Here is a 24,434-nt window from a genome sequence, read left to right on the forward strand (position 1 = left end):
ATTGGGGTGCAGTTCAAACTAGCTCTTTTTACCAAAAAATAAAGACACATATAAATCCAGAAATGGCTAAATAGCTATAATAATAAAAGACCTTTTCTCTTGTTTTTTCGTTCGTTCGAAATAATACAATGGTTGGTTCAATTAGTCCAATTGTAAAGCAAAGTAGACCAAGGAGCATACAGCCGATAGAAAAAGCATACAAGGCAACTTGTACTTGTTGGAATGGAATCATCCATTTTAATAAAAATGCAATAAGTGCGGTATAGCAGATGCTACCAATGTATTTGTTTAAAGCTGTATTAGAACGAAAACCAGGAAGCTTTTTCAAAAAGGATCGGGAAACAACTTCTGTTTGCAAAGAAGTATGTTCTTCGATTATTTTTTGGGCTTCTTTTCCTTTATGGAAGAGAGAAAGAATCCAATTACGCTTTCCTTGGAAAACAAATTGTGATGTTGTTAAATAATGATCAATTTTCACTTTGTTCCAATCGTTCCAAGGGTGACGTTCACATAGCTTTAGTTTGCTTTCTGTTGTTTTATCGTATTGATAAACACTAATCCCTTCCTCGTCAAAGGTAGCATAGTACGTTTCTCTTGAAAATGTGCCTAAATCAATTGGACAGTAGAAAAGTAATTCCTTTTTTAAATAAAAGTATTCTTTCCTTAAGTTTTTTTTCATCGTCTCTTGAATAGAGTGTCTTTTTTCTTTCTTCATGACATTTCCTCCGTATTAAGAAAATGCTCTTATCTTAACAATTCAACATCTTATCACTTTTCTGTATGGATGACTAGGGAATTGCGAAGGAAAAATTCGAATTGTAAAAAATATGGATTGTGTTGTCAAATAAAGTGCAACTTTAATCAGTGTGTTTTTCTTCATTCCCACTGATTATTAGCTTTCACCAATCGTTTTTTACGAGTCCATCCATCTTCATCGTTTCAGTGAGGTCTACTGCCCGTTAATGCGAGAGGATTGGCTGGTTCTAGCTAATGAAAGAATCATTAGTATAAGGGGGGAAAGAACATGGATTCAAGTTAGTATAAGATATTTGTAATGAAATTATGCTTACTATTCGTAAGTTATAAACATTTTTGTTCACAACTGTATGATGATGTTGTATAATGGGGAAGAAAATAGAATATCGGTCTATCTTCGGGGCAGGGTGAAAATCCCGACCGGCGGTGATGAACAGCTATTTTTTGTTCTAAGCCCGCGAGCCGTTAAGGCAGGATTTGGTGAGATTCCAAAGCCGACAGTACAGTCTGGATGGGAGAAGATGGAGGTTCAAGCGTTCAAAAAAGATAGATCTTTGAACGTCTGTTTGATGTGCCTAAAAATTCTCCCTTTGTGTAAAACGCAAAGGGTTTTTTTATGACAGAAATAGGCATAGCAGAACCTTTCCACTTTCCATGAGATGATCGATGGAAAAGGAGAGAGAAAGATGAAACAAAAAAACAGTGTGGTACAAATGGTGAGCGTGGCGATGCTTAGTAGTATTGCGTACTTGCTTATGATGTTGGATTTCCCGTTTCCGGGACTTCCACCGTTTTTAAAAATTGATTTTAGTGATGTTCCAGCTTTAATTGCGGCGATTATTTTTAGTCCGGTTGCGGGTGTAATTGTAGAAGCAATAAAAAATATTCTTCACTACGGAATTCAAGGGAGTTTAACAGGGGTTCCAGTTGGAGAAATGGCGAATTTTATTGCAGGATGTTTATTTATTGGGCCAGCAGCTTTCTTATTCCGAAAGTATCGTACAGTAAAAAGCTTAACAACGGGATTGATGTTAGGGACGGTTACGATGGCAGTGATTATGAGCGTGTTAAATTATTTCATCATTTTACCAGCTTACACTTGGTTTTTAGATCAGCCTGCTATGTCTAGTGGTGTTATGCGACAAACGATTGTAGCGGCAATTCTTCCATTTAATTTAATTAAGGGAATTGTTGTAACAATTGTATTTGTAGCGTTGTTCTCACGCTTGAAAGTGTGGGTATTTGCAAAAATGAAAAACGCATAGAAGTGTTGGCCATCAGCGAGAGAGAAGCGTTGATGGCTTTTTTAATTTGTGAGTGAGATGAATAACAAAAAATCCCCTCATAAAAATGAGGGGATTTTTTGAAGTTAATAAAAAGACTATTCGAATTTTAAAGCGTCGCCATCGAATGATTCGTCAGCAACTTTAATTGAATCTGTTGGACAACCTTCAAATGCATCCATCATGTCTTCGATTAATACATCTGGAATTTCAACGATACCTTGGTTATCATCTAATGTTACAAATGCAATACCTTCATCATCGTAATCATAAATGTCTGGTGCAGCAGCGCCGCATGCTCCACATGCGATGCAAGTGTCTTTGTCAACAATTGTATATTTTGCCATATTTTTTCCCTCCTGATAATATGTATGTGAAAACATTCGCTATAAAAATTATAACCTTATTGTAAAACGGTTTTTCAAACTTTTCAACATAAAATTATAATGATATTCCTTATCAATTAGAGTGTCAACTTATTTTTGATTTATTTCACAAGATTTTCAAAATGCCTAAATGCTGTACAGTTTGATACAATAGAAACTATAGATGTAATTGAAAGGTGGAAGCGGCGATGCAGTTACAATATACTTTATTATATTGTATGAAACAATTAAATGGCGAACGAACTGTTTCTTCCATTTATCACCTTTTAAAGGGGAAACGTTCTTCACAAACATTACAAGATGGAAATATATTTCATATTTCTTTTCTGTTTGGGATATACAAATCATTACAACGTTCTGATTATGATCTGGAAATTGAACAAGTCGTACATAAAGAATGGATTCAAATCGTACATGAAAATACATACATTTTAACTGATACGGGAAAACGACAGTTGGAAACTTGGGAAAAAACACTTTCTTTTCCGCAGTATTTACATGGTTTGCACTATGGGGATCTTGGTGAAATCTTTTGGAAACGACTTTCATTAATTATTCAAACGGTATCAAATTTACAACAGCAAAATGCGAGGTTTATTCCAATCCAACAAGATACAGAGGTAATGATGTGGGTTAAGCAGTTTCTCATTGGGGTGCCATACGCAAGAAGTGAGCTTGCAAAAGGTTTATGGAAAGAGATGCATATGCTGTTAAAAAATATGTCGCCAATAGAGGCAACGATTTTTACGTATCGACTAACTGGGTATGAGCGAATTGGATATACTTTAAAGCAACTTGCAGAAATTACAAACCAAGATATATTTCGTGTATATCTTCTATTTTGGGGTACTGTTCATTTCTTTATTCAATCTGTTCGAGATAATGGGAGCGACTTTCCGTTACTGGCTAAGATTATTTCGTATCCGAATGAAAGAGCAGATTTGTTTAGTTTATCAACACAAAAAACGTATCAACTTTGGAGACAAGGACGTTCTTTGGATGAAATTGCAACAATTAGAAACTTAAAGGTCGCAACAATAGAGGACCATTTTGTTGAGATTGCATTACGAGAAAAAGATTTTTCAATCGAAATGTTTATGGAAAAAAATAAAATTAAGCATGTACAGCGCATTATTGCAACGTTACAAACACGTAAGTTACGTGTGTTAAAGCAAGCAGTAGGAGAGACGGTTTCTTATTTTGAAATTCGTCTTGTGTTAGCGCAAATGGGGGTTGTAAATGAGGCTTGAGGATTATTTGTATAAGTGGTTTGGTTATAACGAATTTCGTCAAGGACAGAAAGAAGTTATTGCGGATTTATTACAAGGAAAAGATGTTGTAGCGATGCTTCCAACTGGAAGAGGAAAATCAATGTGTTATCAGCTTCCAGGCCTTATGCAAGATGGGACAGTGCTAATTGTTTCACCACTGCTTTCCTTAATGGAAGATCAAGTAACGCAGCTTAAATATGTAGTGAAGGATCGTGTGATTGCGCTTAATAGTTTTCGTACATTAGTTGAAAAAAAGAAAGCTATAAAAAGATTATCTTCTTATAAATTTGTCTTTGTCTCGCCTGAAATGTTGCAATCTGAAGTAATAATAAGAGAACTAAAAAAGATTCGTATTTCGTTATTTGTTGTAGATGAAGCACATTGTATTTCGCAGTGGGGTTACGATTTTCGAACGGATTATAAAAAAATAGATCAAGTGATAGAAGAGATTGGACACCCCTCTGTATTAGCATTAACAGCCACTGCAACAAAAGAAGTATTACAAGATATTGTAAACAGCTTAAAGCTTACGAATGTAGTAGAGCATTTGTACTCGATTGATCGTCCGAATATTGCAATGGAAGTACAATTTGTACAAACAATAGAAGAGAAAAAAGAAGCACTTCTCACGCACGTAACTTACTTACAAGGACCAGGAATTATTTATTGTTCAAGTAGGGCATGGACGGAGCGTCTGACAGAATATTTAAGGAGTAAAGGTATAGCAGATGTTGCATTTTACCATGGTGGAATGGAACATGAAGAACGGATGCTAATTCAACAACAATTTATGAATGATCAATTGCAACTTGTTATATGTACAAGTGCATTTGGTATGGGGGTAAATAAGGCGAATACAAGGTATATTATTCATTTTCATTATCCAGCAAATATTGCTTCTTATTTACAAGAAATTGGTAGAGCGGGAAGGGATGAAGAGGCGAGTATTGCAATTTTACTTTGTAGTCCATTAGATCATGATTTGCCGATTTCTATTATTGCGGATGAATTGCCAAATAAACAACAAATTCAATTTTTATTTTCCTTACTACAAGAAAAAATGTTTCACACGAAAGTATTATCAATAGAAGAGGTAGAAGAAATTTGTTATAATGCTGCGAGGTTTAGTGAGCAACATTGGCGTTTTGTACGTTATCATTTGGAAAAGATGAACGTTATACAACAGAAGAAGCTCATTATGGAATCCTTGTCAGATGAGGTAAAGCAAAAATTACTGTTAGAAATAGAGGAACGTCTTCAGAATAAATATAGTCAACTAGAAAGTATGAAATCGTGGTTGCAGTATAAAGGCTGCCGGCGAGAAAAAATGCTACATCAATTTGGATACGAGAAGGAAGTTCAGATAAAAAATTGCTGTGACTACTGTGGTATTTCAAAAGAGGATTACAAAAAAAGACGAGCAAGGGAATCAATTTTCGACTATAATTGGGAAGCAGAGTTACAATTGCTCTTTGGTATGAGGGAACGGAGGAATGATGAACATTCAAAGGCGTAGTATTGAAGACATAAGTCCGAAAGAAATACGGCTGAATCTATATATAACACAATTAATAATTATTGGTGTTGGCTGTGTGTTAGCCTATATACTATTTCCAAATAGGAATGAATTTTTTGATTTATGGAAATGGGAACCCATTTCCATTCTTGTAATAGGTACATTGGTAGCAGGTGGTATCGTCTTATTTGATTTTATTGCAATGCAAGTGTTGCCGGAATCATGGTTTGATGATGGTGGAATTAATGAACGAATGTTTCAAGGGGTTTCTATAATACAATTATTCATTATTACGTTTGTTATTGGGTTTGCTGAAGAGTTTTTATTTCGAGGTGTATTACAGACATATTTTGGGCTTTTTATTGCAAGTGTTATTTTTGCTGTGTTACATATTCGATATGTGAGGAAACCATTTTTATTTTGTTTTGTATGTACGATTAGTTTTCTGTTTGGATATGTATTTCAATGGACAGGAAATTTGTTTGTAACGATATTTGCACACTTTCTTGTTGATTTTATAATGGGACTTCAATTAAGAAAATAAGTGGAAGGTGGTGGTGAACAGCATGAGAAAACAAATTCCCGATTTTGAAGAAGAGTTAGAAGAAGAGTTGGAAGAAGAGCAAACAGAAGAAGGTTTACCGCCGCGAAGTGAGATTCATAGAAATAAAGAGAAGAAAAAATCTAAATTTAAGATTAATCACTTTTTTGTTCGTGTTTTAACATTTTTATTTATTTTGTTACCGCTTAGTATTTTGTGGTATACCGATAAGTATATTGAAGTGAAAAGTGCACAAAAGAGTGATGCAACTGGAAAAAATGCGTTCGAAGTGATTTTTTTCGATTCAAATAAACATGGTCAGGGAGAAAAGAAGCAGCCGGGAAAATTTGAGACGCATACTGTAAAAGAGGGAGAAACATTCGAAAGTATTGGGAAACAGTACTTCCCGAATGGTGATGGAGCTACAATTATAAAAAACTATAACAATTTACAAGATGATCAGTTAGAAGTGGGAAAGGAATTGAAAATTCCTGTTAAAGAAAAGTAGAGAAGGAATAGCAATAGTAAAATAAAAGACTTGTTGTATGAGTGAATTGAAAAAGGTGAATGAAGCCTTTCCTAACAGATAAGGTCTTATTCACCTTTTTGGTAATATAGTTTAAGTGGATTCTATCTTGCTTGGGGGAAGGTGAGAAAAGTATATGTTATGGATTGGAATAGGTGGCGTATTCGTATGTATTGGTTTTATTTGTCTATTTATGATGTATAGAGAAGCAATGCGTAATACATTGCTGGAACATACTTTATCATTTGTAAATTTCCCGGAAAGCTTTGGAAAGATTCGGATATTCTTTATTTCGGATATCCATAGGAGAGTTATTTCACCTTCTTTAATTGAAAAGGTAAAAGGAAACGTTGATTTTGTTATTATTGGCGGTGATTTAGCAGAAAAGGGTGTATCGTTACCACAAATTACTGCTAATATTCAAGCGTTAAGTAAAATTGGTCCTATATATTTTGTATGGGGAAATAACGATTATGAAATTGACTATCATGAATTAGATGCGTTATTGCTAGAACACGGTGTGAAAATTCTCGATAATACAAGGGTACTGTTTGAATCAGAATGTGGCGACAAGCTTTGTTTATTAGGAGTGGATGATATGGGGCTAGGACGAGATCGTTTAGATTTAGCGCTAGCGGATTGTCAAGAAGAAGGGTTTCGCATTTTGATTAGTCACAATCCTGATATTGTAAGCAAAATGTCAGAGCGCGAACAAATTTCCCTCGTATTAAGTGGACATACTCATGGAGGACAAATTCGTTTATTTCATTCTAAACGTTATCTAAAAGGCGGTGTATATGAGTATCCGTTTACAACGTTATTCGTAAGTAATGGGTATGGAACGACATTGATACCACTACGTTTTCGAGCGCCATCCCAAACGCACTTACTTACTTTGCAAGGAGAAAGTTAAGAGACATTTGGTTTAAAGGTGGGAAAAACATGCCAACTTTAAAAGGGAAATATAATATAAAAGCAGTTTCGAATATGCTCGGAATTCAGCCAAGTACACTACGGGCTTGGGAAAGACGATATCATATTATTGCGCCAAAACGTAATGATGCGGGGCATCGTCTTTATACAGAAGAGCATGTGAGGATTTTAAAATGGCTAATGAACAAAATAAATGAAGGATTTACAATTGGGCAAGCGGTCCAGTTACTAGAGAGCAATCGATTGCAAAATCACAATCCAGCTGAGATGACATATAGTAAAGAAGTTTTTTTAGTGGACGATATCCTTCGTTATTTGTTAAAATTTGATGAAATACATGCCCGTGAATTATTAAACGAGGCATTTGTTATTTATACAATAGAAAAAGTAATTACTCATATATTGATCTTAATTGCTGATAAATTAGAGCTTATGCGCAAAAACGATGAGATTACTTCTGCACAAGAGCGTTATATAGAATCATTTTTATGCTCACGAGTTGGAATGATTTATCATAACACGCAGACGAATGTTACATTGCCAAAAGCCTTGACCATATGTGCACCAGGAGAAGTAAGTACATTATATCTTTTTCTTTTTACAATATATTTACGGTTGCAAGGCTATGAAGCAACGTATTTTGGGACAGGCCTAGAAGAAGATGAGATCAGTGCAGCTGTCAAGCAATATGCGCCTAAATATGTGTTTATATCGTGTTTAAAAGAGAGATATTTGAAAAGAACGCTGAACTTGATTAATGAGTTGCAAGACAAAAATCCGAAAATCTACACTGGATTTGTTGGGCCTGCAAGCCAATTTGTTTCAGATAAAGATAGGGATGGACTTCAACATATATTCATTGGTGATACAAAAAAAGAATGGGATGAATGGTTAAAAATTTCGGAATAGTTGTTCGAAAAGAACCATCTATTATCTATTTCATATAATAAAAATTAGATACAACGGTTACGTAGGGAGGTTACAAGATGAGGTTGGAACGATTGAATTATAATAAAATTAAAATTTTCCTAACATTTGACGATTTATCTGAGCGAGGGCTAACGAAGGAGGATTTATGGAAAAATGCTCCTAAAGTGCAACAGTTATTTCGTGATATGATGCAAGAAGCAAATGAAGAACTTGGATTTGAAGCAGACGGTCCAATTGCAGTTGAGGTTTTTTCTTTACAGGCACAAGGAATGGTTGTAATTGTTACAAAAGAAAATCATGAAGCGGATACAGATGATGAGTTTCGTGATGAATTTATTGAGATGCAAGTAACTCTAGACGAGAGCGAACATATATTGTATGAATTTGCAACATTTGAAGATGTGATTACTTTGGCGGATCGTTTGTATAATCTCGGTGTAACCGGAGGGAAGCTTTATTCTTGGGATGGACGCTTTTATCTTTGGATGGAAGAAGAACCGGCGTTATTGAAGGCGGATATTATTGCTATTTTAGCAGAATACGGTAATTCTTCCACAGTAACGATTTATCGTATTATGGAATATGGAAAAGAACTAATGGATGCTCAAGCAATTCAGCAAATATATAAGTATTTTATCGCAAAACAAAACCTCAGCTAGTATAAATAGCTTGAGGTTTTGTTTGTATTTTGCAATGATAGGAGATTAAAATATATTATTTTATAAAAAATATTTAAATATTTAAGTATTTTACTTTTCTAAAAGTAAGAAAAGGACTATAATAATGTTGAAAACGCTTGCAACAGGAAATAGTTTGTATATATTTGTTAGCGTTTTCTATTGCATTCCAAATTTAACGGTGTATACTAGGCAATGAAGGTTTACTAAACAAGTGAAATTACAGGGGGTTTACTTACTATGGTAGCCGAAAAGGGAGCTCAAACACAAACACAACAAAGGGAACAACACTTTGAATTATTAAATTCAACACAAATTGTTATTAGTGAAGCACTAGAAAAATTGGGTTATCCAAACGAAGTGTATGAATTACTTAAAGAACCAGTTCGTATGATGACAGTGAAAATTCCAGTTCGTATGGATGATGGGACTGTTAAAATATTTACAGGATATCGCGCGCAGCACAACGATGCTGTTGGTCCAACGAAAGGTGGAATTCGCTTCCATCCAAACGTAACAGAAAATGAAGTGAAAGCACTTTCTATTTGGATGAGTTTAAAATGTGGTATTGTTGATTTACCATATGGTGGAGGTAAAGGTGGTATCATTTGTGATCCGCGTGAAATGTCTTTCCGTGAATTAGAAAGATTAAGTCGTGGATATGTACGAGCAATTAGCCAAATTGTTGGTCCGACAAAAGATATTCCTGCTCCAGATGTATTTACAAACTCACAAATTATGGCATGGATGATGGATGAATATAGCCGCATCGATGAATTTAACTCGCCAGGATTTATTACAGGGAAACCACTTGTATTAGGTGGATCTCATGGCCGCGAAACAGCGACTGCAAAAGGTGTAACAATCTGTATTCGTGAAGCTGCGAAAAAACGTGGTATCGACATTAAAGGCGCTCGCGTTGTTGTTCAAGGATTTGGGAACGCTGGTAGCTTCTTAGCTAAGTTTATGCATGATGCTGGTGCAAAAGTAATTGCAATTTCTGATGCTTATGGTGCATTGCATGATCCAAATGGATTGGATATCGATTACTTACTTGATCGTCGTGACAGCTTTGGAACAGTAACGAAATTATTTAACAATACAATTTCAAACAAAGAGTTATTAGAACTTGATTGTGATATTTTAGTTCCAGCTGCAATTGAGAACCAAATTACTGGAGAGAACGCTGCGGATATTAAAGCGAAAATTGTTGTAGAAGCAGCAAATGGTCCAACTACATTAGAAGCAACTAAAATTTTAACAGAACGCGGTATTTTACTTGTTCCTGACGTATTAGCAAGTGCCGGTGGTGTTACTGTATCTTACTTCGAATGGGTACAAAATAACCAAGGTTACTACTGGACAGAAGAAGAAGTAGAACAACGCTTAGAAAAAGTAATGGTAAGATCATTCGATTCTATCTATGAAACATCACAAGTTCGTAAAGTAAACATGCGTTTAGCAGCCTATATGGTTGGTGTACGTAAAATGGCAGAAGCTAGCCGCTTTAGAGGTTGGGTATAATAGAAAGAAAAGTTTAGAGAAAACGTGGTTTCCTTCAAGGGAGCCACGTTTTTTTATCATTTTAACCGAGAAGACCCCCTCCTCTAAACGAAGTGAAGGTGGGAGTAGTTCAATGAAGTGCAGTATAAGGATTATGGAAAAGAGAATTGTATATTTAGAAGAGGTTTTAAAGAAAAAGGATTCAAGTGAAAAAGTGAGTGTAATGGATCGTATCTTTGTTGTTTGGAATATGTATTGTGGGAACAGTGATTGCTATAGTCTGGGGAACTATAATATTATTTTTAAAGTGAATTGGATAAAGTGAAACTTGACTTTACTGTCTGCTAATACGGGATAAATTGTGATTGTTAATAGAAGGGGGTGTGTTAGAAATGGAAGTTTAATTATAAAAAAACGAAAAAGAACGCTTGTTCTACACGAACATCTGTGCTATACTCTCCTTAGATAAACAAAACGGAAACAAAATAAGGAGAGATTAATAATGAAAATGACAGCAAACCAAAGATTTATGATGCCAACAGATGTTATGGAACGGGTAGAAGTTTTACGAGGAAAACATGTGAAACGTTCATCTTTGTTACAATCCGTGAATAAATTTTTCGGTTTAGATACAAAGGAAGACTGTGTTTGGTTTTATGGATTTTATGGAACAGCTGTAAGTATTTTGTTATTTATGGTATTTACGTCGAATATTTTTGATTTTCTATTTGCGTAAGAAATGCGATATACATATATGATTTTTTGTTTTTTAACATATAAGTTGCTACTACGAAAAATAGCAGGTGATCTACACACACTCTTTTTCTCTCTTTGTTTTTAACTTGGCATGGGGCAGGAAAAGGGTCTGACCGCTTCGATGCATGACTGAATGCTCTCTTCTAATTAAAAAGAGAAGTTTTGTATCAGTTTTTAAATTTTTATTTATATGGACATTAAAGTTGAATATATATAAGGAAGAGAGGTAATTTTCTAGAGCGGAGTTGATAGACATGGTGATGTTCCCGATAGAACGGAATTATATTGGATATGGAAGCTCAAGACCAGGAATCCGTCTTTCGAAGGTAAGATTCATTGTAAGTCATGATACTGGGAATCCAGGTAGTAATGCTATAGGAAATCGTGATTACTTTAACGAAATTCAGCCGAAAGCATCAGCACATACTTTTGTAGATGATACGACTATTTTAGAAATTATTCCGATTGATGAGGTTGCATATCATGTAAGATATAATGTACCGACAGATAATGACTTGTTTGGTTATGATGCAAATAAAGCGGCGATTGGTGTTGAAATGTGCTACGGAGGAAATGTTAACTTTTGGGATTCATATACACGATTTACATGGTACCATGCCTATTTATGTCATACATTCAATTTGAATCCAAAAACTGACATTGTATCGCATAAAACGCTAGATCCGGCAAGAAAGATTGATCCGGAAAACGTACTGGGGCAACAAGGAATAAGATTCAAACAATTTTTAGCGGACGTCTATCGAATGTACGTATCGTTTAGATGACAAATATATGAAAAATGAATACAATAAAGATAGGTGCCTACTGCTGAAAGTAGGTTTTTTCTTGTTTTATAAAATAGAGATTGAAGCAGAAGACTAGGAGTGAACCGAGTATGCAAAAAGAAACAGCTATTATAATCGGGGGCGGACCATGTGGATTAGCAGCGGCGATTTCACTGCAGCGAGAGGGAATTGATCCACTAGTAATTGAAAAAGGAAACATTGTGAATGCGATTTATCATTATCCAACGCACCAAATGTTTTTTTCCTCTAGTGAAAAGCTTGAGATTGGTGATGTTGCTTTTATTATAGAAAATCGTAAACCAGTTCGTAATCAAGCGCTTGCGTATTATCGTGAAGTGGTAAAACGTAAAAGTGTGCGTGTAAATGCATTTGAACGTGTAGAACAAGTCCAAAAAGATGGGAACATATTTAGAGTAAATACAATGAAGCGTGATGGGAAAAAGGAGATATATACTGCAAAATATATTGTAGTAGCAACGGGGTATTATGACAATCCAAACTATATGAACATTCCCGGGGAAAAATTAGAGAAAGTCTCTCATTATTTTAAAGAAGCACATCCGTATTTTGACAGTGATGTAGTTGTAATAGGAGGGAAAAATTCAAGTGTAGATGCAGCGCTAGAACTTGTAAAGGCAGGAGCGCGTGTAACGGTATTGTATCGCGGGGGAGAATATTCACAGAGTATTAAGCCGTGGATTTTACCTGAATTTGAAGCATTAGTGCGTAATGGTACAATTCAAATGCAGTTCCATGCTCATGTAAAAGAAATTACTGAACATACACTTACGTATACAAGTAACGGGGAATCATTTACGATTCAAAATGATTTTGTGTTTGCAATGACGGGATATCATCCAGATCATAGCTTCTTAACAAAAATGGGAGTAGAAATTGATAAAGAAACAGGGCGTCCCATGTATACAGAAGAAACGATGGAAACGAATATTGATAATATCTTTATTGCAGGTGTTATTGCAGCTGGAAATAATGCGAATGAAATCTTTATTGAGAATGGAAGATTTCATGGCGAAGCAATTGTAAAAACAGTTGTGTCAAGAGAACAAAAATAAGCTGTCGAATTTCGACAGCTTATTTTTAATCGTGCATAAACATTTGTTGGATTTTGTCTTGAGAGTGAGCGCATTCTAAAGCAACAAGTAACTTAATTCGAGCTTTTTGAGCGTTTAAACCGTATGTGAAGACAATACCCATATCTTTTAATTGTTTTCCGCCACCTTCATAGGAATATACGTCTTGGACAATTCCGTTAAAGCAGCGAGAAACGAGAACGATTGGAATTCCTTTATTTATTAAGCGTTGCAGGCTAGGCAGTGTTCTTGGTGGTAAATTTCCTTGACCAAGTGCTTCGATTACAATTCCATCTACAGGTAAGTTTTCAATGGCTGACAGTAGTGTATCATCCATTCCAGCGTAAGCCTTTAATACAACAACATTTTTAGAAACTTGTCCAACTACGTATGTTTCATGGTGTACAAGCGCATGGTGGAAGACAACTCCACGCTTTGTAACCATACCAATTGGCCCGTATTGAGGGCTTTGGAATGTTGCAACATTGCTTGTGTGTGTCTTTGTTACATTAGTTGCACAGTGAATTTCATCGTTTAACACGACAAGAACACCTTTTCCAAGTGCTTCGTTGCTACTTGCAACCTTTACAGCGGATAAAAAGTTATATAAACCGTCAGCGCCTAATTCGTTGCTAGAGCGCATTGCGCCTGTTACAATAATTGGGATATTAGCTTGTACAGTTAAATCTAAAAAGTATGCAGTCTCTTCTAATGTATCTGTACCATGTGTAATAACAACCCCATGGATGTCTTCGTTTTTTACTCTTTCGTCAATGATAACTTGTAATTGTAACATCTCACGAGGAGTCATATGAGGTGATGGAAGATGAAAGACATCTTCAACAATTAAATCAATATTCTCTTCTAAATCAGGAATGAATTTTAAAAGAGGATTTTGTTCCCCTGGTTGTACAACCCCAGTTTCTTTATCTTCCTCCATTGCGATTGTTCCACCTGTGTGTAAAACTAGGATTTTTTTCAATGCTTATACCCCTCTCCAGTCAAAAAATACATTTAGAACATACCATGTTTTGGTTAGATTCGACAATGGAAATGTATAAAAGTTCGTATTAGAAATGAAAATAAAGGTAGTTGCTTTGAAGTTGGAGATATTTGAAGCGAGAAGTTTTGAGTTTTTGCTATATAAGTTGCTGGAATAGGTATGAAAATGAAAAGAGGACATTTTTTGAAAAAAATTGAGGGAGTTTTAATTCGTATATTATTAGTTCAATTTATTTGTCTCTGTATTATTCAATTACTCTTTACGCAAGAATCTACCGTACGATATTTATCAAAAATTGTTTATTATGAAGGAGTTACAGGGCAAGATATAACTGATGTTTTACAAGTGAATAAGTAGTTTTCATTTTCTTCTAGTAAGGTTTGTGCTACAATAATTGGGGATTTAATCGACGTGAAACAAGTGCAGAGAAGCAGGGGATTTACACCTGCTTTTCGTTTTGTTTTATAAGTGAAAAAATGAGGTGCTACAATGGATAAACGAATTTCAATTGCGATAGATGGTCCAGCAGCAGCTGGGAAGAGTACAGTTGCAAAGATTGTCGCGAAAGAACTTTCTTATGTGTATATTGACACAGGTGCGATGTATCGTACGCTTACATACGCCGCTCTTAAACAGAATGAAGATATCGAAAATGAAGCAAGTTTAATGCGAGTTTTAAATAATGTAAATATCGAGTTTCAACAAGGTGAAAATACACAGCTAGTTTTCTTGAACGGTCAGGATGTATCTGAAGCAATTCGTACACCAGACGTAACGAACCGTGTATCGATTGTTGCGAAACATCGTCTTGTTCGTGAAGAAATGGTACGTCGTCAACAAGCTCTAGCAGAAAAGGGTGGAGTGGTCATGGATGGCCGTGATATTGGTACCCATGTGTTACCTAATGCAGAAGTGAAAATTTTTATGCTTGCTTCTGTTCAAGAGAGAGCGGAGCGTAGACATCTTGAAAACACGAAGAAAGGTTTCGCTTCTAGTCTAGAACAATTGAAAAAAGAAATCGCACATCGTGATAAATTGGATTCAGAACGTGAAGTTTCTCCGCTGAAAAAAGCAGATGATGCGTTAGAACTAGATACAACTTCCTTATCAATTGAAGAGGTTGTCAAAAACATTATGAATATTGTTTCTGGAGCATTTGCAAAATAAAGAAAGGGGGGTACCTCTTTCTTTTTTTATTTAAAAAATTAGCAAGAGGAGAATAGTGAGGCACTTTGCTTGACAAATAAGTCGATTTGTAAGAAGTTAGTAAAAGAAGAGGAAGTGTCAGAATATATTCGCTATTATATTTGAAAACATACTTTATTCGAAGTGATTTTGCTGTATACTATTTATATAGGTTTCTATATCTTCTATAAAATGTAGAACAAATAATAGATTATTGTGTGTAGTAAAAGCGAGTATGTGCTAAAACACTCTTATAACATGCAAATGAAAGCATTTGTTTTCATTTCGTATATACATAAAAAAGCTTTGTCAATTCTGTAGGGAGGTATTTCCATGGTAGAGAAAATGAATGAAGAAGTTGTGGATTCAAAAGCATTACAAGTGGGTGACGTTGTTACAGGTTCTGTAACAAAAGTTGAAGAAAAGCAAGTTCTTGTAAATGTTGGATACAAAACAGATGGCGTTATTCCAATTAGTGAATTAGCTAACGTTCATATTGAAAAAGCAAGCGATGTTGTAGGATTAGACCAAACTCTTGAATTAAAAGTTATTAAATTAGAAGACGATGATCTTGTATTATCGAAACGTGCTGTTGACGCAGAAAAAGCATGGGTAGAACTGCAAGAGAAATTCACTTCAGGTGAAGTGTTTGATGTCACTGTAAAAGATATTGTGAATGGTGGTTTAGTGGTGGATCTTGGTGTTCGTGGATTTATTCCAGCTTCACTTGTAGAACTACACTATGTAGAAGATTTTACAGATTATAAAGGGAAAACATTAGCGGTGAAAATCGTTGAATTAGATCGTGAAAAGAATCGTGTGATTCTTTCTCATAAAGCAGTTGTAGAGCAAGAATTAGAATCGAAGAAAAAAGACGCGATTTCTTCTCTAAAAGAAGGAGATGTTGTAGAAGGTACAGTTCAACGTTTAACTGACTTCGGTGCTTTTGTGAATGTTGGTGGCGTAGATGGTTTAGTACACATTTCTCAAATTTCTCATGATCGTGTTGAACAGCCAGCTGATGTGTTAACACAAGGACAAAGTGTAAAAGTTAAAGTATTATCGGTGGATGCAGATACGCAGCGCATTTCTTTATCGATTAAAGCAGCTCAGCCAGGACCTTGGGAAAATGTTGCTGCTGAAGTTAAGCCAGGTGACATTCGAGAGGGGCTTGTGAAGCGAATTGTTACATTCGGTGCTTTCGTTGAAATTTTACCAGGTGTAGAAGGGCTTGTGCATGTATCACAAATTGCGAATCGCCATGTAAAAAATCCAAATGAAGTATTAGAAATGGGACAAGAAGTGAAAGTGAAAGTGCTTGAAGTACATGCAGCCGAAAAACGCATTTCTTTAAGTATAAAAGAAGCTATTGAAGAAAATAATGAAACAGAAGATTACAGCCAATATGAGCCAAATTCTGAGTCCGCAACTTTCCAATTTGGCGATATTATTGGTGAACAACTGAAAAAATTAAAGAAATAAAATAAATGTGGAGACGGCTCGCTCAGAATCGTAGGTCATTGGAACTCCCGACCGAGGGGGCGAAATGGCCGGAGATTCTAGCCGTCGGAACTGGATATAAAGAGGGGTACAAGTGGTAAGGGCAAAACGAAAATTAGATCATATTGAATACGCTCTTTCTACCGGACAGTCTCGTATACATGGCTTTCATGACATTGCTTTTGTCCATCAAAGCTTGCCAAATTCAAGTTATGAAAATGTTACATGTGAAACTCAAATCGGCGAACTTTCACTAAGTTCGCCGATTTTTATCAATGCGATGACTGGCGGTGGTGGAGAGCAAACATTATATATTAATGAGCAGCTAGCATATGCAGCAAAACACCACAACTTAGCAATGGCTGTTGGTTCTCAAATGGCAGCGTTAAAAGATGAAAGAGAAGCAAACTCTTATCGAATTGTTCGAAAGGTAAACCAAAATGGGATTGTTTTTGCAAATTTGGGTAGCGAGGCGAGTGTTGAACAGGCAAAGCGAGCGGTTGATATGATTGAGGCGAATGCTTTGCAAATTCATTTGAACGTCATTCAAGAATTAACAATGCCAGAAGGAGATCGGGACTTTACAGGTGTATTAGAACGCATTGAAAAGATAGTTCTAAGTGCTGAAGTGCCTATTATTGTGAAAGAAGTAGGTTTTGGCATGAGTAAAGAAACTGTGCAACAGTTAGCTGATGTAGGTGTAACTGCTGTAGATGTTGGTGGACAAGGTGGTACGAATTTTGCTGCTGTGGAAAATGAAAGAAGGCAGCGTATGCTTTCTTACTTTAACGATTGGGGCATTCAGACGGTAGCCTCTATAATAGAAGCATCCTCTACAAATAATAACCTCTCTCTTATTGCATCTGGTGGTATACAAACTGCACTTGATGTAGCAAAAGCAATTGCGCTAGGGGCACAAACAACTGCTTTTGCGGGATATTTTTTACGTATATTGATAACTGATGGTATAGAGAAATTAATTGATGAAATAGAACTTTTACATACGGATTTACAGTTTATTATGACGGCTCTTGGAGCGAGTACGCTGTCTGAGCTTCAGCAAGTACCACTTATTGTGAAGGGTGATACGTATCACTGGTTGTCGCAGCGTGGAATTGATACGACAAATTACAGTATGAGATAGAGTTTTAATAGGAGATGAAAAGAAAAAATCAGCCATTGGTTGTTTTTTTCTTTTTTTATGTGAAAGATGTATGCATAAAATTATTTTACAATAATACATAGTCTATGTGTGTGAAAAATGCTCTGAGACAAAATAAGACTTTAATCAGTAGGGTTACATCTCCAATCTAAATTCTTTGCTTTTCCTAGAATCTTGATGTGAAAATTTTCTTACCTAAATCTAGTTAAAATCATACAGTTTAAAGAAAATGAACTACATCTAAAAATTGAATGGAAAATTTTATAATGTTTAGGCAAAAAAGATGGTTTCGATGCTGTAGCGAAACCATCTTTTTTGTTGATTAACGGTTCAATTCAATTGGGTGCTATGTTGAATTTTTGAAAATTAGTAGCTGTTTGATGTTTAGTGCTGATTTTGTTGACGTGCTTGCTCTGGTGTATCAAGACCTGTTGCACCAGGGGATTGTAATGATTGATCACGATCTGATTCAACGCGGCGTGATTGTTTTAACTTCTTTTCTTGACGATCTTTTCCCATTGTTATCTACACCTCCCTTTAATAGAAAGTGTTGCTGTTATAAGAAAAAACTATGCAAGAAGAAGAAAAGGATTAGTTTTCATAAAAAGTTCCCATAATGGAAATGATAGGAGGGTGAAATATGGATGGGAGCTATTTTTATTTTTTAATGTGGATGGGCTGGATTGTTACAACATTTTTTTTGAAAAAAGATGAAATGCGATGGAAAATAAGTGCTGGTATTTTAATGCTTATTATTTGTTCACAAATTACTGTATCCATTGCTTCTTTCGTTATATCAATAAATGCATTTATACTCGGCGGTATTTCTTTTTTGGGGATTGCTCTATATTCTATATGGAAAAAAATTTATGCTGTATTGTCAGGACTTATTATTGCTATGTTATACACAAGTTTTCACTTGTTAGAGGTGTATGATCCAATTTGGATTGTTATTGATCGGACTTTTATGTTAAGTGGCGCCCTTGTGTATGCGTCAATTTTATTACACCGAGATCGAGTATTACGTCTATGTTCTTTATATGCTGGAGCCTTACAAGGAGAAATCTTGGTAACCTTTATTTTTAGAAGGCTTCATTTTCCGTACGAATTTGGTAGTTTGACATTTTTGGATATCATGGCTGTTTCTACACTATTTGTTATGATGGCATCTTACATTGTAAAAGTATCGGCGTATAAGGAGCGATTTAGAAAAAAACATGTAAAAGAAAGGCAAGGGTAATACATGACTGAATATACATCAGCTATTTTATGTGGCGTCATTGCTGGAACGGTAACACGGATTTTGATGCTTCGTACAGATACGAGGCAGTATCCGACACGTTTGCATGGGAAAATCATTCACGTTGCTATGGGCTTAATCGCAGCAGCTTTAGGAGCAATTGCTATTCCATCTATTTTGAAAAAGGATTTTTCAGCAATTACCTTCCTTACACTAGCGGCATCTCAATTTCGAGATGTGAGAAATATGGAAAGGAATACACTGCAGCAATTAGATGGATATGAGCTTGTACCACGTGGAAACACGTATATTGAGGGGATTGCATTAGTATTTGAAAGTCGTAACTATTTAGCGATGTTAACATCATTTGCGACAACATTTGCATATATAGGATTTCATTCATGGATTGCTGGGGTAGTGGCTGGATTAATAGGTTTTTTTATTGCTAAAACATTAATGTCTGGTAAAAGGTTACGTGATCTTGTGGACGTTGAGCATGTGCCTCTCCGTTTTGAAGGAGCAGGACTATATATTGATAATATTTATATTATGAATATTGGATTACCAGCAAGGCAAGAAGAAATTATGAAGTATGGAATGGGATTTATTTTAAATCCTAAATCGATCGATGCGATGGTAACGATTTCTAATCTTGGACAAAGACAAGCGATACTGCACGATGTTTCGGTAGCGCTCGGGATATTTAGAGACTCTGGAACTCCAGCGTTAGTACCGTTAGCTAAGCGGGATTTAGAAGATGGCAGAGTCGGTATATTTGTATTGCCTCAAGATCAAGATGTCAAAAAAGCAATCGCAGTAATAGGAAATGTACCGACATTAGAGAGTGCGGTTCATATGTCATCAGAGGCCCCGAAAGGAAGGGGAGATGTGCGATGATGTTAGAAAACTGTATCCTTGCTGTAATTACAACGACGCCAGGAAAGTTTGCGGGTGGAGCACCGTTATTCGTCTGTGAATCAAAAGAAGAAATGGAATTTGTAGCAAATAATTTAGAAGCGATTCTAGATGGGATTGCTCACCGCTTACAAGAGAATGTATATATTATTGTGAAACATTAGTAACGTGTGATATAATATGAGGTGTTTTGATATGATGAGAAATATTCTGGAATGCAAATCCCTTCTTGCACAAAGAGGGGTTTTTTACATAATAAACAGAAGCAAGTTGAAAGGATGAAATGATATGCCGAAACCAGTAGTGGCAATAGTAGGACGCCCAAACGTAGGGAAATCTACTATTTTTAATAGAATTGTTGGAGAGAGAGTTTCCATTGTAGAAGATATCCCAGGTGTAACACGAGATCGTATTTATAGCGCCGGTGAATGGTTAAATCATGAATTTAATATTATTGATACAGGTGGTATTGATATTGGAGACGAGCCGTTCTTGACACAAATTCGTCAACAAGCGGAAGTTGCGATTGATGAATCAGATGTTATCATTTTTATGACAAATGGCCGCGATGGTGTAACTGCTGCGGATGAAGAAGTGGCAAAGATTTTATATCGTTCTAAAAAGCCGGTTGTATTAGCTGTGAATAAAGTTGACAATCCAGAGATGCGTAATGATATTTACGATTTCTATGCATTAGGATTTGGTGAGCCGTTCCCGATTTCAGGTACACACGGATTAGGTTTAGGTGATTTATTAGATGAAGCAGCAAAGCATTTTCCGAAAATTGAAGAGGAAGCATATGATGACGAGACAATTCGTTTCTCATTAATTGGCCGTCCGAACGTAGGGAAATCTTCACTAGTAAATGCATTGCTTGGTCAAGAGCGTGTAATTGTAAGTAACGTAGCAGGAACGACTCGTGATGCTGTCGATACACCGTACAGTAAAGATGGTCAAGATTACGTAATCATCGATACGGCTGGTATGCGTAAAAAAGGAAAAGTATATGAAAGTACCGAAAAGTATAGTGTACTTCGTGCACTAAGAGCAATTGAGCGCTCTGACGTCGTCTTAGTTGTTTTAGACGGTGAAGAAGGAATTATTGAGCAAGATAAAAAAATTGCTGGTTATGCACATGACTCAGGACGAGCGGTTATTATCGTTGTGAATAAATGGGATGCTGTTAAAAAAGACGAAAAGACAATGAAAGCATTTGAAGAAAATATTCGTGCGCACTTCCAATTTTTAGACTATGCACCGATTGTATTCTTATCTGCGAAAACGAAGAAGCGTACACAGACGTTATTACCAGTTATTAATGAAGTAAATGAAAGTCATAGCATTCGCGTACAAACAAACGTATTAAACGACGTGATTATGGATGCTGTTGCGATGAATCCAACACCAACGCATAATGGACAACGTTTGAAAATCTTCTACGCAACACAAGTTGCGGTGAAACCACCAACATTTGTTGTCTTTGTAAATGATCCAGAATTAATGCACTTTTCATATGAGCGTTTCTTAAAGAATCGTTTGCGTGAGTCGTTTGGCTTCGTAGGAACGCCGATTCGAATTATTTCTAGAGCAAGAGACTAATGGAGAGGATGTGATTTTATGAAAAAAATCACAGTAGTAGGAGCAGGGAGCTGGGGCACAGCGTTAGCGATGGTATTAGCTGACAATGGTCATGATGTACGCATTTGGGGAAATCGATCAGAGCTCATGGAGGAAATCAATATGAAACATGAGAACGGTCGATATCTGCCAGGAATTACATTGCCAAGCACAATCGTAGCATATCCTTCCTTAGAAGAAGCATTAGTAGATGTAGATACAGTACTTTTAGTCGTACCAACGAAAGCGTATCGCGAAGTGCTGCGAAATATGAAAGGTATAGTTTCACAGCCAATTACTTGGATCCATGCAAGTAAAGGGATTGAACCAGGTACTTCAAAACGTATTTCGGAAATGATTGAAGAAGAAATTCCAGCGCATCTTATTCGTGATGTTGTTGTTTTATCAGGACCGAGCCATGCGGAAGAGGTTGGGCTTCGTCAAGCTACAACAGTCACTGCAGCTGCTAAACGTATGGAGGCAGCTGAAGACGTGCAAGATTTATTTATGAATAGTTACTTCCGTGTATATACGAATCCTGATATCGTCGGCGTGGAGCTTGGCGGTGCATTAAAAAATATTATTGCGCTAGCTGCTGGTATAACAGATGGCCTCGGTTTAGGTGATAATGCAAAAGCGGCTCTTATGACGCGCGGTTTAACAGAGATTGCTCGTTTAGGAAGAAAGATGGGCGGCAATCCACTAACATTTGCGGGTCTAACGGGAATGGGTGACTTAATTGTAACTTGTACAAGTGTTCATAGCCGAAATTGGCGTGCTGGAAATATGCTTGGAAAAGGACATTCTTTAGAAGAAGTACTAGATAGTATGGGAATGGTCGTTGAAGGTGTACGGACAACGAAAGCGGCATACGAGATGGCTCAGAAAGTGGAAGTTGAAATGCCGATTACAGCAGCTTTATATGATGTCTTATTCAATGGGAATAACGTAAAAGATGCGGTAGGCTCATTGATGGGGCGTGTTCGTAAACATGAAGTTGAAGCGATACCTGATTTATTATAAGAAAAAGCTGTATACGTGCAAAAAAAGCACGTATACAGCTTTTTGTTTTTCTAGGTCTTTTCACCATTTATTTCTTTTTGCATACGATGGATTGTAACTTGAAGAGAGGGTGAAGGAAATGGATAATAACATTTTCAATAATATTGAGAAAGAAGCGAAAGTAAATAAAGACGATATTTTTAAATTAGCGTCATCCGTACAAAATGCGAATTTACGTGATGAAAAAGTACTTCGTCAATTAATTCATCAAGTCGCAGTAATGGCGGGTAGAGAGGTGCCAAAGGAGCAAGAAGATCAAATTGTAAAAGCGATTATTAATAATAATATGCCAACAGACTTTAGTTCGTTAAGTAAAATGTTTAAAAAGTAAAGTATGAGAAACAAAGGGTTCGAGGGTTGCATACGATAGCTATGAAGTATGAAGAAATGGGATTAGAGCTGTTTGTGGGCATATTTGGTCAACCGAAGCGAAGATAATAGATTCGCTTCGGTTTTATTTTTGGGGGAAATATAGTTATCTTAACATCTAGTAAAAAGTCAAGGGGAGTTTTAGTGATCTAAAAAAGAAAGGTCTTGTATTATTTTTTATTTCTTTAAATTTTTTAATTTGTTAAAATAATATAAAAACAACTTAACGATTAAGGGGTGTGCATATGTCTGAAGGACTGATCAAAATGTGGTTTTCTTTAGGGGCAATGGGATTTATGTTTATTGCGGTAGTTTTTATTTTATTAAGTAGACATAAAATGAAGAATAAAATTTTGAAAGGGATTACAGCGATGGTTGCTTATACACTTATGATTATATCTGGGCTTGTTATTTTCCTTGTTGTGTTTAGTGGACCGGTTGAACAATAAGAATGAATAACCAATACTCTTTGTTTTTAAGTAGATTGTGAGAATACAGGTGGAGATGTATAAACAAGTTTGAATCGATGTGAGTGAGAAAATAAAGGATGGATTGTCTGTGAAAAAAACCTATATTATTTTAATATTTTGTTGTATAAGCCTTTTATCGGGATGTATGTATCCTAGAGAAAATATGAAACAAAATGCTGTCCCTTATGAAGATCAGCTGCAAGCTGTTCAAAAGGCAGTCAATACATATAAGGAACAAAATGGTGGTTTATTACCAATTAAAACACGTGATATTAATACACCGATTTATCAAAAATACCCCATTGATTTTCAAAAAATTGCACCACGTTACATACAAGAAGCACCTGGAAATGCGTATGAAAGTGGTGGGGTATATCAATATGTATTAGTAGATGTAGAAGCAAACCCGACGGTAAAGTTACTTGATATCAGGATGGCGGAACAAATACGAGATGTTCAGTTGAAGTTGCAAATGTATCGTGATGATCATCAATACCCACCTTTTAAAAAGGTGATTGCAGATGGTGTGTATGAACTGGATTTCAAAAAAATGGGATATAAAGATGTGCCACAAGTAACGAGTCCATATTCAGGAAAGGGATTGCCGCTTGTAGTTAATGAAAAAGGAGAGATTTTTGTTGATTACCGTATGGATTTATATGAAATGTTACAAAAAAACGGAGAAAAAGTGAAGGAGGGGGAAGATATTCGGAATATGCTTTTTAAAGATACACCATTTGTTCCAGCGTATTCCTTACCATATACGGTAAAAAACGGAGAACCAATTTTTTTTAAATGATAAGTCATGAACCTTTCTTCTAGCGAATAAGTTCTAGAAGAAAGGTTTTTTCATGTAATACAACTTATGATGAAAACAAAAAGTTTCTTTTAAAATAGTCATATGAATTTAGGACAAAATCATATGATATATTGTCC

27 protein-coding genes, 1 pseudogene and 1 riboswitch are annotated in these 24,434 nt (G+C 35.9%); of the genes and pseudogenes, 24 read left to right on the forward strand and 4 right to left on the reverse strand.

All coding sequences use genetic code 11. From position 1 onward, the window contains the following. Window positions 1-28: 28 nt before the first annotated feature. Complete coding sequence (locus tag CN373_RS00550; protein WP_000711795.1) at window positions 29-715, reverse strand: hypothetical protein; 687 nt, start codon at window positions 713-715, stop codon at window positions 29-31. A gap of 430 nt (window positions 716-1,145) precedes the next feature. Further along, window positions 1,146-1,283, forward strand: a riboswitch (FMN riboswitch). 159 nt (window positions 1,284-1,442) lie between these two features. On the opposite strand from CN373_RS00550, the gene CN373_RS00555 reads away from it, so the two are divergent. Beyond that, complete coding sequence (locus CN373_RS00555) at window positions 1,443-2,021, forward strand: ECF transporter S component (protein WP_000810860.1); 579 nt, start codon at window positions 1,443-1,445, stop codon at window positions 2,019-2,021. Window positions 2,022-2,137: 116 nt separating this feature from the next. Here the strand turns inward: CN373_RS00555 and CN373_RS00560 are convergent, their stop codons facing one another. After that, on the reverse strand, window positions 2,138-2,386 hold the full coding sequence (locus CN373_RS00560; RefSeq protein ID WP_001151993.1) for a ferredoxin: 249 nt from the start codon (window positions 2,384-2,386) through the stop codon (window positions 2,138-2,140). 227 nt (window positions 2,387-2,613) lie between these two features. Between CN373_RS00560 and CN373_RS00565 the strand changes: the two genes are divergently transcribed. The 11 genes from CN373_RS00565 (at window position 2,614) to CN373_RS00615 (ending at window position 12,957) form a co-directional block, all read left to right on the forward strand. Continuing rightward, window positions 2,614-3,675, forward strand: a complete 1,062-nt coding sequence (locus tag CN373_RS00565) for a helix-turn-helix domain-containing protein (RefSeq protein ID WP_001176988.1) — start codon at window positions 2,614-2,616, stop codon at window positions 3,673-3,675. After that, a complete protein-coding gene (locus CN373_RS00570; RefSeq protein ID WP_098358613.1) occupies window positions 3,665-5,212 on the forward strand; it encodes a RecQ family ATP-dependent DNA helicase in 1,548 nt (515 codons plus the stop codon). Before CN373_RS00565 ends, CN373_RS00570 begins: the two co-directional genes overlap by 11 nt. Then, entirely contained in the window at window positions 5,193-5,756 is a 564-nt protein-coding gene (locus CN373_RS00575) for a CPBP family intramembrane glutamic endopeptidase (protein WP_001025788.1), read from the forward strand. Before CN373_RS00570 ends, CN373_RS00575 begins: the two co-directional genes overlap by 20 nt. A 22-nt stretch (window positions 5,757-5,778) precedes the next feature. Continuing rightward, on the forward strand, window positions 5,779-6,261 hold the full coding sequence (locus CN373_RS00580; RefSeq protein WP_001231249.1) for a LysM peptidoglycan-binding domain-containing protein: 483 nt from the start codon (window positions 5,779-5,781) through the stop codon (window positions 6,259-6,261). Window positions 6,262-6,415: 154 nt separating this feature from the next. Further along, window positions 6,416-7,192 carry a metallophosphoesterase gene (locus tag CN373_RS00585; protein ID WP_000964390.1) on the forward strand — a complete coding sequence of 259 codons (777 nt, stop codon included), beginning with the start codon at window positions 6,416-6,418 and terminating at the stop codon, window positions 7,190-7,192. Window positions 7,193-7,221: 29 nt separating this feature from the next. Further along, the gene (locus CN373_RS00590) at window positions 7,222-8,121 is read left to right on the forward strand and encodes a MerR family transcriptional regulator (RefSeq protein WP_001142609.1); all 900 of its coding nucleotides are present in this window, start codon (window positions 7,222-7,224) and stop codon (window positions 8,119-8,121) included. Between the two features lie 77 nt (window positions 8,122-8,198). Further along, on the forward strand, window positions 8,199-8,801 hold the full coding sequence (locus CN373_RS00595) for a genetic competence negative regulator (RefSeq protein WP_001235388.1): 603 nt from the start codon (window positions 8,199-8,201) through the stop codon (window positions 8,799-8,801). Between the two features lie 258 nt (window positions 8,802-9,059). Beyond that, window positions 9,060-10,343: an NAD-specific glutamate dehydrogenase gene (gene gudB, locus CN373_RS00600; protein ID WP_000225167.1), complete on the forward strand. Its 1,284-nt coding sequence runs from the start codon at window positions 9,060-9,062 to the stop codon at window positions 10,341-10,343. 478 nt (window positions 10,344-10,821) lie between these two features. Then, on the forward strand, window positions 10,822-11,058 hold the full coding sequence (locus CN373_RS00605; protein WP_033664042.1) for a DUF3961 domain-containing protein: 237 nt from the start codon (window positions 10,822-10,824) through the stop codon (window positions 11,056-11,058). Between the two features lie 274 nt (window positions 11,059-11,332). Next, a complete protein-coding gene (locus CN373_RS00610) occupies window positions 11,333-11,863 on the forward strand; it encodes a peptidoglycan recognition protein family protein (RefSeq protein WP_098358614.1) in 531 nt (176 codons plus the stop codon). 110 nt (window positions 11,864-11,973) lie between these two features. After that, window positions 11,974-12,957 (forward strand): YpdA family putative bacillithiol disulfide reductase, encoded by a 984-nt coding sequence (locus CN373_RS00615; RefSeq protein ID WP_001168504.1) that lies wholly within the window; start codon window positions 11,974-11,976, stop codon window positions 12,955-12,957. A gap of 25 nt (window positions 12,958-12,982) precedes the next feature. On the opposite strand, the gene CN373_RS00620 is transcribed toward CN373_RS00615, so the two are convergent. Beyond that, complete coding sequence (locus CN373_RS00620) at window positions 12,983-13,957, reverse strand: asparaginase (protein ID WP_000723055.1); 975 nt, start codon at window positions 13,955-13,957, stop codon at window positions 12,983-12,985. Between the two features lie 204 nt (window positions 13,958-14,161). Here CN373_RS00620 and CN373_RS25430 point away from each other — a divergent pair, with 204 nt between their 5' ends. The 4 genes from CN373_RS25430 to fni all read left to right on the forward strand — a co-directional run bounded on the left by CN373_RS25430 (window position 14,162) and on the right by fni (window position 17,807). Beyond that, entirely contained in the window at window positions 14,162-14,335 is a 174-nt protein-coding gene (locus tag CN373_RS25430) for a DUF5359 family protein (protein ID WP_000717817.1), read from the forward strand. Window positions 14,336-14,467: 132 nt separating this feature from the next. Then, window positions 14,468-15,145: a (d)CMP kinase gene (cmk, locus tag CN373_RS00630; RefSeq protein ID WP_000361248.1), complete on the forward strand. Its 678-nt coding sequence runs from the start codon at window positions 14,468-14,470 to the stop codon at window positions 15,143-15,145. A 351-nt stretch (window positions 15,146-15,496) separates the two neighbouring features. After that, entirely contained in the window at window positions 15,497-16,645 is a 1,149-nt protein-coding gene (gene rpsA, locus CN373_RS00635; protein WP_000229580.1) for a 30S ribosomal protein S1, read from the forward strand. Between the two features lie 112 nt (window positions 16,646-16,757). Beyond that, window positions 16,758-17,807 carry a type 2 isopentenyl-diphosphate Delta-isomerase gene (fni, locus tag CN373_RS00640; RefSeq protein WP_000251024.1) on the forward strand — a complete coding sequence of 350 codons (1,050 nt, stop codon included), beginning with the start codon at window positions 16,758-16,760 and terminating at the stop codon, window positions 17,805-17,807. 402 nt (window positions 17,808-18,209) lie between these two features. On the opposite strand, the gene CN373_RS00645 is transcribed toward fni, so the two are convergent. After that, the gene (locus CN373_RS00645; protein ID WP_098358615.1) at window positions 18,210-18,344 is read right to left on the reverse strand and encodes a YpzI family protein; all 135 of its coding nucleotides are present in this window, start codon (window positions 18,342-18,344) and stop codon (window positions 18,210-18,212) included. Between the two features lie 121 nt (window positions 18,345-18,465). On the opposite strand from CN373_RS00645, the pseudogene CN373_RS00650 reads away from it, so the two are divergent. The 8 genes and pseudogenes from CN373_RS00650 (at window position 18,466) to CN373_RS00685 (ending at window position 24,297) form a co-directional block, all read left to right on the forward strand. Then, window positions 18,466-19,076, forward strand: a pseudogene (locus tag CN373_RS00650) (YphA family membrane protein). Beyond that, window positions 19,069-19,962: a YIEGIA family protein gene (locus CN373_RS00655; RefSeq protein WP_000141604.1), complete on the forward strand. Its 894-nt coding sequence runs from the start codon at window positions 19,069-19,071 to the stop codon at window positions 19,960-19,962. Before CN373_RS00650 ends, CN373_RS00655 begins: the two are co-directional and overlap by 8 nt. Beyond that, window positions 19,959-20,144 (forward strand): capping complex subunit for YIEGIA, encoded by a 186-nt coding sequence (locus CN373_RS00660; protein WP_000979035.1) that lies wholly within the window; start codon window positions 19,959-19,961, stop codon window positions 20,142-20,144. The genes CN373_RS00655 and CN373_RS00660 overlap by 4 nt, the downstream gene beginning before the upstream one ends. A gap of 124 nt (window positions 20,145-20,268) precedes the next feature. Further along, complete coding sequence (gene der, locus CN373_RS00665) at window positions 20,269-21,579, forward strand: ribosome biogenesis GTPase Der (RefSeq protein WP_001125901.1); 1,311 nt, start codon at window positions 20,269-20,271, stop codon at window positions 21,577-21,579. 18 nt (window positions 21,580-21,597) lie between these two features. Next, on the forward strand, window positions 21,598-22,620 hold the full coding sequence (locus tag CN373_RS00670) for an NAD(P)H-dependent glycerol-3-phosphate dehydrogenase (protein WP_000724567.1): 1,023 nt from the start codon (window positions 21,598-21,600) through the stop codon (window positions 22,618-22,620). Window positions 22,621-22,738: 118 nt separating this feature from the next. Next, the gene (locus CN373_RS00675; protein ID WP_000369751.1) at window positions 22,739-22,990 is read left to right on the forward strand and encodes a stage VI sporulation protein F; all 252 of its coding nucleotides are present in this window, start codon (window positions 22,739-22,741) and stop codon (window positions 22,988-22,990) included. Between the two features lie 283 nt (window positions 22,991-23,273). Next, complete coding sequence (locus tag CN373_RS00680) at window positions 23,274-23,477, forward strand: DUF2768 domain-containing protein (RefSeq protein WP_001288999.1); 204 nt, start codon at window positions 23,274-23,276, stop codon at window positions 23,475-23,477. Window positions 23,478-23,586: 109 nt separating this feature from the next. Continuing rightward, window positions 23,587-24,297, forward strand: a complete 711-nt coding sequence (locus tag CN373_RS00685; RefSeq protein WP_098358616.1) for a hypothetical protein — start codon at window positions 23,587-23,589, stop codon at window positions 24,295-24,297. The last annotated feature ends 137 nt before the right edge of the window (window positions 24,298-24,434 follow it).

The organism is Bacillus cereus (genome assembly GCF_002561295.1).
Classification (GTDB): domain Bacteria; phylum Bacillota; class Bacilli; order Bacillales; family Bacillaceae_G; genus Bacillus_A; species Bacillus_A cereus_S.

Excerpts from the sequence above, each read along its gene's own strand:
- CN373_RS00550 (WP_000711795.1), bottom strand. The coding sequence starts at position 715 with ATGAAGAAAGAAAAAAGACACTCTATTCAAGAGACGATGAAAAAAAAC.
- CN373_RS00555 (WP_000810860.1), top strand. The coding sequence starts at position 1,443 with ATGAAACAAAAAAACAGTGTGGTACAAATGGTGAGCGTGGCGATGCTT.
- CN373_RS00560 (WP_001151993.1), bottom strand. The coding sequence starts at position 2,386 with ATGGCAAAATATACAATTGTTGACAAAGACACTTGCATCGCATGTGGA.
- CN373_RS00565 (WP_001176988.1), top strand. The coding sequence starts at position 2,614 with ATGCAGTTACAATATACTTTATTATATTGTATGAAACAATTAAATGGC.
- CN373_RS00570 (WP_098358613.1), top strand. The coding sequence starts at position 3,665 with ATGAGGCTTGAGGATTATTTGTATAAGTGGTTTGGTTATAACGAATTT.
- CN373_RS00575 (WP_001025788.1), top strand. The coding sequence starts at position 5,193 with ATGAACATTCAAAGGCGTAGTATTGAAGACATAAGTCCGAAAGAAATA.
- CN373_RS00580 (WP_001231249.1), top strand. The coding sequence starts at position 5,779 with ATGAGAAAACAAATTCCCGATTTTGAAGAAGAGTTAGAAGAAGAGTTG.
- CN373_RS00585 (WP_000964390.1), top strand. The coding sequence starts at position 6,416 with ATGTTATGGATTGGAATAGGTGGCGTATTCGTATGTATTGGTTTTATT.
- CN373_RS00590 (WP_001142609.1), top strand. The coding sequence starts at position 7,222 with ATGCCAACTTTAAAAGGGAAATATAATATAAAAGCAGTTTCGAATATG.
- CN373_RS00595 (WP_001235388.1), top strand. The coding sequence starts at position 8,199 with ATGAGGTTGGAACGATTGAATTATAATAAAATTAAAATTTTCCTAACA.
- gudB (WP_000225167.1), top strand. The coding sequence starts at position 9,060 with ATGGTAGCCGAAAAGGGAGCTCAAACACAAACACAACAAAGGGAACAA.
- CN373_RS00610 (WP_098358614.1), top strand. The coding sequence starts at position 11,333 with ATGGTGATGTTCCCGATAGAACGGAATTATATTGGATATGGAAGCTCA.
- CN373_RS00615 (WP_001168504.1), top strand. The coding sequence starts at position 11,974 with ATGCAAAAAGAAACAGCTATTATAATCGGGGGCGGACCATGTGGATTA.
- cmk (WP_000361248.1), top strand. The coding sequence starts at position 14,468 with ATGGATAAACGAATTTCAATTGCGATAGATGGTCCAGCAGCAGCTGGG.
- rpsA (WP_000229580.1), top strand. The coding sequence starts at position 15,497 with ATGGTAGAGAAAATGAATGAAGAAGTTGTGGATTCAAAAGCATTACAA.
- CN373_RS00645 (WP_098358615.1), bottom strand. The coding sequence starts at position 18,344 with ATGGGAAAAGATCGTCAAGAAAAGAAGTTAAAACAATCACGCCGCGTT.
- CN373_RS00655 (WP_000141604.1), top strand. The coding sequence starts at position 19,069 with ATGACTGAATATACATCAGCTATTTTATGTGGCGTCATTGCTGGAACG.
- CN373_RS00660 (WP_000979035.1), top strand. The coding sequence starts at position 19,959 with ATGATGTTAGAAAACTGTATCCTTGCTGTAATTACAACGACGCCAGGA.
- der (WP_001125901.1), top strand. The coding sequence starts at position 20,269 with ATGCCGAAACCAGTAGTGGCAATAGTAGGACGCCCAAACGTAGGGAAA.
- CN373_RS00670 (WP_000724567.1), top strand. The coding sequence starts at position 21,598 with ATGAAAAAAATCACAGTAGTAGGAGCAGGGAGCTGGGGCACAGCGTTA.
- CN373_RS00675 (WP_000369751.1), top strand. The coding sequence starts at position 22,739 with ATGGATAATAACATTTTCAATAATATTGAGAAAGAAGCGAAAGTAAAT.
- CN373_RS00680 (WP_001288999.1), top strand. The coding sequence starts at position 23,274 with ATGTCTGAAGGACTGATCAAAATGTGGTTTTCTTTAGGGGCAATGGGA.